At 34.3% G+C, this 8,779-nt stretch carries 7 protein-coding genes, 1 rRNA gene and 2 pseudogenes; 4 read left to right on the top strand and 6 right to left on the bottom strand.

Going from position 1 to position 8,779, the window contains the following annotated elements:
- Nucleotides 1-91, bottom strand: a 16S ribosomal RNA gene (locus C7437_RS14830); the annotation flags it as partial.
- Nucleotides 92-688: 597 nt separating this feature from the next.
- Here C7437_RS14830 and C7437_RS17235 point away from each other — a divergent pair.
- A pseudogene (locus tag C7437_RS17235) lies at nt 689-840 on the top strand (recombinase family protein); the annotation flags it as partial.
- 453 nt (nt 841-1,293) lie between these two features.
- On the opposite strand, the gene C7437_RS14820 reads toward C7437_RS17235, so the two are convergent.
- The 4 genes from C7437_RS14820 to C7437_RS14805 all read right to left on the bottom strand — a co-directional run bounded on the left by C7437_RS14820 (nt 1,294) and on the right by C7437_RS14805 (nt 5,012).
- A complete protein-coding gene (locus C7437_RS14820; RefSeq protein ID WP_170122388.1) occupies nt 1,294-2,064 on the bottom strand; it encodes a (2Fe-2S)-binding protein in 771 nt (256 codons plus the stop codon).
- Entirely contained in the window at nt 2,057-2,878 is an 822-nt protein-coding gene (locus tag C7437_RS14815; RefSeq protein ID WP_111440748.1) for an ABC transporter ATP-binding protein, read from the bottom strand. Before C7437_RS14815 ends, C7437_RS14820 begins: the two co-directional genes overlap by 8 nt.
- Before the next feature lie 77 nt (nt 2,879-2,955).
- Nucleotides 2,956-4,011 carry a FecCD family ABC transporter permease gene (locus tag C7437_RS14810; protein WP_111440746.1) on the bottom strand — a complete coding sequence of 352 codons (1,056 nt, stop codon included), beginning with the start codon at nt 4,009-4,011 and terminating at the stop codon, nt 2,956-2,958.
- Complete coding sequence (locus C7437_RS14805) at nt 4,008-5,012, bottom strand: FecCD family ABC transporter permease (RefSeq protein ID WP_111440744.1); 1,005 nt, start codon at nt 5,010-5,012, stop codon at nt 4,008-4,010. The genes C7437_RS14810 and C7437_RS14805 overlap by 4 nt, the downstream gene beginning before the upstream one ends.
- 196 nt (nt 5,013-5,208) lie before the next feature.
- Here C7437_RS14805 and C7437_RS14800 point away from each other — a divergent pair, with 196 nt between their 5' ends.
- Nucleotides 5,209-6,180: an ABC transporter substrate-binding protein gene (locus C7437_RS14800; RefSeq protein WP_111440742.1), complete on the top strand. Its 972-nt coding sequence runs from the start codon at nt 5,209-5,211 to the stop codon at nt 6,178-6,180.
- 228 nt (nt 6,181-6,408) lie between these two features.
- A pseudogene (locus C7437_RS17485) lies at nt 6,409-6,504 on the top strand (recombinase family protein); the annotation flags it as partial.
- A 414-nt stretch (nt 6,505-6,918) separates the two neighbouring features.
- Here C7437_RS17485 and C7437_RS14790 read toward each other — a convergent pair.
- Entirely contained in the window at nt 6,919-7,812 is an 894-nt protein-coding gene (locus C7437_RS14790) for a tyrosine-type recombinase/integrase (protein WP_111440740.1), read from the bottom strand.
- A gap of 660 nt (nt 7,813-8,472) precedes the next feature.
- On the opposite strand from C7437_RS14790, the gene C7437_RS14775 reads away from it, so the two are divergent.
- Nucleotides 8,473-8,760 (top strand): AbrB/MazE/SpoVT family DNA-binding domain-containing protein, encoded by a 288-nt coding sequence (locus C7437_RS14775; RefSeq protein WP_111440738.1) that lies wholly within the window; start codon nt 8,473-8,475, stop codon nt 8,758-8,760.
- The last annotated feature ends 19 nt before the right edge of the window (nt 8,761-8,779 follow it).

The raw sequence follows: 8,779 nt of genomic DNA, 5'->3' as shown, positions 1-8,779 counted from the left end.
AAGAAGCAAGCTTCTTCATCATTCGCTCGACTTGCATGTATTAGGCATGCCGCCAGCGTTCGTCCTGAGCCAGGATCAAACTCTCCATAATAGTTAGCTTCCAAAAGGAAACTAACAAATTAGAACTAGTTTAAAAGCTCATTTTGTTTTGCTGGCATCATCATTAAATGATGTCAAAAATGTTTTGCTATCGAGCTAACCGAAGTTAGTTTTCAAGCTGTATGTCTTAACGTTTTGCATGTTCAGTTTTCAATGTTCACTTTTCGTCACCGTGTTTTCCTTGGCAACCTTTATATCTTAACAAATTACAATATCGTTGTCAATAACTTTTTAATTTCGTTTTAAAGAAATTTAGTGATTAATACGACAGGTGATAATCATACCACCCTTCAAATATTATAGCAAGTTTTTTCTCGGAATTTCTAAACGATAATGTCGAATCACCGATTTACCGAAACTTAAACAATAGAAGAAACTCATTTCACATATTTCCTCTCTCCATTAAAAAAGAAAGAATTAGGACAATACCGGGAAATTTCAATCAAGTACTTTTTCATAATTGAACCCATGTTAGGAGGACCTTCAATACCTTTCTCAAGTAAAAGCTAGTGAAAGTCCTTTTATTTTAAGGCTAATTTCAACATACACTTCTCCACTTCAGATACTCCACGCTTAGAATATTATCTCTGTCTTACAAATCCTTTCATGGAAGGCTAATGAGGAACGCGATCGAATTCGAAAACGGCAGCGTGAAGGAATTGAAGTAGCTTTGCAAAATGGCACAGTTTCGGTCGACCAAAGGTTACTGTTACCCAAGAATTTAAAGAAGAATATGCTCGGTGAAAATCAAAAAAACATAAAAAAAAGATCCTTATATGATAAAAGAATCTCGTGATCTACATGTGATTAGTTGTCTATAAGTGAAGCATTATATCTAATATTTATATAATTTAAATGATTATTTTGGGCCACTAGTGGCCCACTTTCATGGATGGCAGAAGAGAAACTCAATGAAAATGGGAGCTTGAAGGAATTGATGCGCTTTGCAATTTTAGAAAATAGAATCTGTGTTTCTAAGAGTATTTAACTGGTTCTTTTATATACGAAGACAATGATACGCCTACAAAACTACGAACAAAAATTGGGTGATAACGAATCCATTAATCTTCACTTTTATAAAAATTCATCCACATCACTGCTTTTCAAGTTAATGTAATGCTCCATAATCGTTTGATGCGATTTATGACCAGATTGTTTAGCAATCGTTGGGGATTCAGAAAATGAATGATTTAATCATTTACCTCTTCTTTTCACATTACAAATTTGTGGACATGTTTTACAACGATTAGTTACTCCTTCTAACAAATAGGAAAAACAACAAGTAGTTCTTACACGTAATTCTTCTAAATGCTCATTATATTCTTTGTTGTTATGATATCTTTTTATAGGATTTACATGATAGTTTCCAAAAAGACTTCCAGGTGCTTCATAAACGAGATAATGAAAATCTTCTCTTGCTCGGTTTCGTAATCCTTCGTCATCTAATTTTTGTAAAACTGATTCATATAACCAGAATAAATAAATTGCGATATTTTCCCAAAGAATACGTTTAGACTGCATTGTCGATTTTGATAATTGAGCAATAAGGATATGAATATTTTCAGAAAAAAAAACCTTAAAAGCTTTTTCTCGCCATTCATATCTATTATCCTCAGCTTTTTCTAATTCCGTACTGTGAAAATAAAATTTTGGGAGCCACTTTTCGTCAAATTCTTCTGTTTGAAAACTTATATTATTAAATGAAATATTTATTTTTTTATTCCATGCAGAGATTCCATATAAATAGATAACAGCTAAAAATGCATATCTTTTTACGAAAATTGAGGCGGTTACCTTTAAATTAGGAGACCCAATTTGAAGACCAACTTCCTCCAAATACTTCAACAATATATTTTCATCTAATAAATCATTTAATGGAATGGATAGCTCTGATGACTTCTCCTCAGTTGTTAAGCGAAACTGTCTTAATTGTACTATTTCATCTTTATTGAGAACATCAAGCACTTTCAATTCCATCCTGTTTTAGAATGAATCTTCCTTTTCCATAAGGGATACACAGTGGGCTACCAAATAGAGGATCTTTGGTAATTTCACATGCCATTCCAAATACACTTTTTACTAACTCTTTATTTATCACATCTTCTGGTTTGCCTTGTGCAAAAATTTCTCTTTCCTTAATTGCCAAAATATTATGAGCATAACGACAGGCTAAGTTTAAATCATGAAGTACCATGACTATCGTTCTATTTTCCTTTTCATTTAGTTCAAATAGAAGGTCTAAAATCTCAATTTGATGCGCCATATCAAGATAAGTAGTTGGTTCGTCAAGAAGAATAATATCTGTATCCTGGGCTAATGTCATAGCAATCCAAGCTCTCTGACGTTGTCCTCCAGATAAGGAATCTACAGGTCGATCCTGTAAATTTTTAATCCCTGTAGCTTCCAAAGCTTTATTCACCAGCTCCTCATCTTCCTCCGTCCACTGCTTGAGCCATGTTTGATATGGAAAACGTCCTTGCTTAACAAGTTGTAAAACAGTAAGACCTTCAGGAGCTATAGGTGATTGTGGTAGAATAGCCATTTGCTTTGCCACATCTTTTGTTGACATTTTGGCAATCGCATTTCCTTCTAATAAAACAACTCCTGTTTTCGGCTTTAATAAGCGTGCTATTGATCGAAGGAGTGTTGACTTTCCGCAACCATTCCCTCCAATAAAAACGGTAATTTCTCCTGTTGGAATTTTAAGATTTAACTCGTCAATAATGATGGTATTTCCATACGAAAGGGTTAAATTCTTCGTTTCAATTGCTTGCACCATATTATCTCCATTTCCTTCTACAATTTTTTTTCAAACATTTGTTTTTATTTCCTTCACACTACACTTTTTTCACTTTTCTATGAATTCCTGGTTTTAAACAACAAGTATATAAAATAGGGTGCTCCTATTCCAGCAGTAAACACACCTGCTGGAATTTCTAATGGAGAAAACAAGGTCCTACCGACCAAATCCGCAACCATGACTAGAATCCCTCCAATTAGTGCTGATACAGGTAATAATGCTCCAAAAGAAGAACCAACTAGTCTTCTTGCCATATGTGGTGCCATTAAACCGACAAAACCAATTCCACCAGCAAATGCAACAGAGCTTCCTATTAACGCCGTACTAATCATCAATAAAGAAAAACGTTGGCGCTGAACATGACCTCCTACTCCAGTCGCAATCTCATCACCCAGTTCTTGAACATTCAATTTTCGCGCCATAATCAATGCAACTGTAACGAAGAGGACTGTCCAAGGAACCAAAATACTAACGTTTGCCCAAGTGGAGCCGTGTACAGTTCCAGTAATCCAAATATTCGCCTGACTTGCACGATAAATAGGACCTAAAATCATCATTAAAGTCGTGAAAGCTTGCATGAGAGTTGAAATACCAATTCCTATTAATACAAGACGAATCGGTGAAACTCCATTTTTCCATGCTAATAAGTAAACAAGTATCGCGATTACTCCAGCACCTGCAAATGCAGCTAAAGGCATCCATTCAATACTTACAGTTAAAGCGTTATTATCATCACTAAAAAATGCTAAAAATCCAACAACGGCAACACTTGCTCCTCCTGTTATTCCTAGAATATCAGGAGATGCTAACGGGTTACGTATTATCCCTTGTAGTATTCCACCCGCTATTGCTAATGAAATCCCTACCATAAGAGCTACAATAATTCGAGGTAGACGAAAGGACGTAATAACGAGTTGTTCCATCTCCGTACCTCCACCAAAGAACACTTGTAAAACCGAGAGAGGACTAATATTCATATCACCAAATGCAGTACTTAAAATAAATACTACTGAAGCTACAAGTACCATTATGATAAACACTTTTGCTGCCCTTTTATCTAATAGAAGGGAAACTTCCCCCTTTAATAATCTTACATTTTTAAACTGACTCACTTGGCGTTGAACCCCCTTCTTGCGATGTAAATAAAGAATGGTGTTCCTATTATGGCCGTCATAACACCAACAGGAACTTCCTGTGGCATAATGACATAACGAGCCAAAATATCAGCTACAAGTAGAAGAATGCCTCCAAGTAAACCTGAGAAAGGAATAACCCAGCGATGATCAATTCCTACAATCGAACGTGTTACATGTGGAATAACAATACCAATAAATCCAATCGGTCCAGCAATTGCCACTGAACTACCGGATAAGAGAATGATAACAATTGCCACTCCAATTTTTAAAAACCCAGTTTTTAATCCTAATCCTTTTGCTACATCTTCTCCCATAGATAACACATTCATTTTGGAAGCAATTAAAAATGCTCCTAGCCAACCAACCATTAAGTAAGGTAGCACAGAAGTTAATATTTCAAGTTTTCTTCCCTGAACAGAACCAGCTAACCAAAATAAAACTTGCTCCAAAGCTGCCTCATCTATAACAAGAAACCCCTGCGTAAAAGAGGAAAACATCGCTGACATCGCAGCTCCAGCTAGAGTGAGCTTTATCGGTGTTAGCCCTTCTCTACCAAATGATCCTATTGCATATACTCCTATCGCCGCAACAGCAGCACCTAAAAATGCAACCCACGCAATAGCTTGTAGGTTTCCCATTGAAAATAAAGTGACTCCTAACACAACGGCAAAACCAGCGCCTGCATTTACTCCAAAAATATCTGGCGACGCAAGTGGATTTTTGGTTAATGTTTGCATAAGGACTCCAGCAATAGCTAAACTACTGCCTACAGCTGCTGCAATTAATGCTCTTGGTAACCTTACTGTTTCGAGGACAAGGTGTTCATTTGATCCATTATTATTCTGAAAAACATCCCACGCCATTTTCCAAGTAGTATCTGTATATCCGTATACAATACTTCCACAAATTAAAAATAGTAATAAAAGTATTGCTATTATTAGGCCGAGAAATCTTTGCCCATTATTTTTAAGTAACATATTATAAGCCTTTCCAACCTCATTTATATAAAAAAACATTATTACTTTTATAATAATAAAAGACTATTATATTGTCAATGAGTTTGATAATCATTTTCATTTAATAATAAAATTGATGTTGACAATTAAGTAAACCCATTTTAATATTAGGTATCGATTGAAAATGATTATCATTTTCAAATATAGGAGGAAAAAAATGAAAACAAGTTTACGATCTTTTCTATCTTTTATCTCTATCATTATGATTTTCACATTAGCCGCATGTGGAGGTAGTGAAGAAAAAAATAATGCAACACAGAAAGACGATACCCCTAAAACTAAAGATACTAGCTATACAGTTGAGCATGCAATGGGATCAACCACATTAGAAAAAGCACCTCAAAAGGTTGTTATTTTAACAAATGAGGGTACTGAGGCCCTTTTAGACCTTGGTATAACACCTGTTGGTGCAGTTCAGTCATGGACAGGAGAACCTTGGTATGATCATATAGCTGATCAAATGAACGATGTTGAAGTAGTTGGATTAGAAAGCCAAGTTAATTTAGAAGCAATTGCTGCTTTACAACCTGACTTAATCATTGGTAATAAAATTCGCCAAGAAGAAATTTACGAGCAACTAAGCGCTATTGCCCCAACTATTTTCGCAGAAGACTTACGAGGTAATTGGAAAAGTAACTTTGAACTTTATGCTAAAGCCCTCAATGTAGAGGAAAAAGGGAAAGAAATCATTGAAACATATGATACTCGTATTACTGATTTAAAAGAACAGCTTGATGATAAGTTGAATATGAAAGTCTCTATGGTTCGTTTTATGGCTGGAGATGTACGTATTTATCAAAAAGACTCTTTTTCTGGGGTTATTTTAGAACAACTTGGATTTGCTAGACCGGAAAGCCAAGATGTAGATGAGTTTGCTATTAAAGGAGCTACGAAAGAACAAATTCCTCTTATGGATGGGGATATCCTCTTCTACTTTACTTACGAAACTGGGGATGGAGTAGCTACCGAGCTTGAAAAAGAATGGCTTGAAGATCCTTTATTTAAAAACCTTGAAGTAGCAAAAAATGCTGAAATATACAAAGTAGATGATGTAATTTGGAATACAGCTGGTGGAGTAAAAGCAGCTAACTTAATGTTAGATGATATCGAAAATACATTCCTAAAATAGGAGTGGCAATGTCGCGTCACGTTCAACCAAAGGAAGAAAACAGTACACCTATCAAAACGGTACAATTCTTGAAATAAGGACAAATAAAAGCATCGATTCTTTAGTATAAGGAATTGATGCTTTTATTTGTCTATTTTAATAATAAGAAATGAGAATATGGATGTGATGTTCACGTGTGCTGATTAGGCTTGCACCATCCTTCCTTCACTAATATCCAGGCAGATATTTCCTTTACTCGATACGGCCCAATATAAGGATAGCTTAGGGACTTTCAATGCGGATCCTGTCTTACAAATTCTTTCACGGATGACTGATGAGGAACGCGATTGAAAACGATAGCGTGAAGGAAATGAAATAGCTTTGCAAAATGGCACAGTTTCGGTCGACCAAAGGTTACTGTTACCCAAGAATTTAAAGAAGAATATGCTCGGTGAAAATCAAAAAAACATTAAAAAAAGATCCTTATATGATAAAAGAATCTCGTGATCTACATGTGGTTAGTGGTCTATAAGTGAAGCATTATATCTAATATTTATATAATTTAAATGATTATTTTGGCCACTAGTGGCCCACTTTCATGGATGGCAGAAGAGAAACTCAATGAAAATGGGAGCTTGTAGAAAATAGAATCTGTGTTTCTAAGAGTATTTAACTGGTTCTTTTATATATGAAGACAATGATACGCCTACAAAACTACGAACAAAAATTGGTTGATAACGAATTCATTAATCTTCATTTTTATAAAAATTCATCCACATCACTGCTTTTCAAGTTAATGTAATGCTCCATAATCGTTTGATGCGATTTATGACCAGATTGTTTAGCAATCGTTGGGATGTCAGCCCCTTTGTTGTACATTGCTGTAATTTGGGTTTTTCGGAATGTATACGGTGCAAAACCAAGCCAAGCATGAATGGATTGATTGTAACTATCTTCATGAATTTGTCTGCTTGTATGATTACCCCATTTATCAGAAGCTCCCACAAAGTAATCCTCTGGCTGTAACTCACATGTTTGGATATACTTACTCACAGATTGCACGCACTCAAGTGTCAGGCGTTTTTCTTTCATCTCACCTTGCTTTTTCATCATGACCCAAACCGAACGATTTTCTAAATCAAAGTCACTCATCTTTAGTCTCACCATTTCAGATGGACGATTAGCGGTAATTAAATTGACTAAGCAAATCGCTCTTTTACGAATATCTGCCTTTTTATTCGTATCATACCGATCAATTAATCGAAGAACATCCTGTTGACTTTCTGCTCGAACACCTCGTTGTGGTTTCAACCGCAAAAAAGTTTCTTCATTATATAGTTGTCGTAATAAGCGGACTCGTTCTTCTTGTTCAAGTGATTGTTGCTGATTAAATTTTGTCGTCAACCAATACTTTACGCCAGCCAATCTGCGGTTAAATGTGGATAAGCGTACCTGCTGAATGGTGATGGATTCATGTAAATAGAGCTCAAGGGAATCAAAATCAATCGGTAATAAATGCCGCTCACAAAAAACCTCGAACTGTTTGAAGTCAGGTGCATACATCTCGACTTTCCGGTTTTTAACATGCTGAATCGATTTTTCCGTTTCCTGGCTAATTTTAAATTGTTGCAACGAAAATAGGTTTTCCTCCATTAAAGTAGTCTCCTCTCTTTTAACCTTCCATTTCGAACTTGGATAAATCTGTTTTCCTCTAAAATGGATCTGAAATTTATAAGAACTAACGTTCTTTAATTATACCACACCTCAACCTAGGACAAGCATCATTTTCAGAGGTTTAAAGCAAATAATTTTCCATCAATATATTTCTTTTCTTTTCACTTTTATCCTTTACTCTCCACTATTTATTCTTTACTCTTTACTCTTTACTCTTTACTCTTTACTCTTTACCATTTATTTTTTATTATTCATTTTTCATTACCTATTCATTATTATTTATTATTTATTATTTATTATTTATTATTCATTATTCATTATTCATTATTCATTATTCATTATTCATTATTCATTATTCATTATTCATTATTCATTATTCATTATTAATTATTCATTATTCATTTTCTATTTTTAATTATTTATTCTTTATTCTTTATTCTTTATTATTTATTCTTTATTCTTTATTCTTTATTCTTATAAAAAGTCTTACATTTAATATGTAATTTTATTAATCATTAATTTACTTTTACTTTTTAATAAACCTTATATAAGTTTTAATATCAAATTGTTTTATATTTAGAACACATTCCTTTATAATTTAAGTAACACATTAAATTTTCACAGAAATGAGGAAGAATGATGGAAGAATTAAAAAAAGTAAAGATTTCGAAACAACGACAAATGACGATCCCAAAAGTATATTTTGATGCACTCGGTATTCAAGAAGAAGTGTCTGTTGAAATGACAGAGGAAGGTCTCTTAATTAGACCGATTGTCCAAATACCAGATGATTTTGCGGAACAACTATTAGAGAGCATGATTGCACAGGGCTTAAGTGGACAGGAATTGCTCGATAAATTCAAAGAGGCTAAAAGTAATGTGGGTTGGACCCAATTTAAGGCTACACAGAAAAAAGATACTATATAATAGAAGAAACTCATAATAA

The sequence above is a fragment of the Psychrobacillus insolitus genome (assembly GCF_003254155.1).
GTDB lineage: Bacteria > Bacillota > Bacilli > Bacillales_A > Planococcaceae > Psychrobacillus > Psychrobacillus insolitus.
This window is presented reverse-complemented; position numbering and strand designations above follow the sequence as displayed.

What these genes read in the sequence shown, in the direction of transcription:
- C7437_RS14815 (WP_111440748.1), bottom strand. Translation starts at nt 2,878, where the DNA reads ATGGTGCAAGCAATTGAAACGAAGAATTTAACCCTTTCGTATGGAAAT.
- C7437_RS14805 (WP_111440744.1), bottom strand. Translation starts at nt 5,012, where the DNA reads ATGTTACTTAAAAATAATGGGCAAAGATTTCTCGGCCTAATAATAGCA.
- C7437_RS14800 (WP_111440742.1), top strand. Translation starts at nt 5,209, where the DNA reads ATGAAAACAAGTTTACGATCTTTTCTATCTTTTATCTCTATCATTATG.
- C7437_RS14790 (WP_111440740.1), bottom strand. Translation starts at nt 7,812, where the DNA reads ATGGAGGAAAACCTATTTTCGTTGCAACAATTTAAAATTAGCCAGGAA.
- C7437_RS14775 (WP_111440738.1), top strand. Translation starts at nt 8,473, where the DNA reads ATGGAAGAATTAAAAAAAGTAAAGATTTCGAAACAACGACAAATGACG.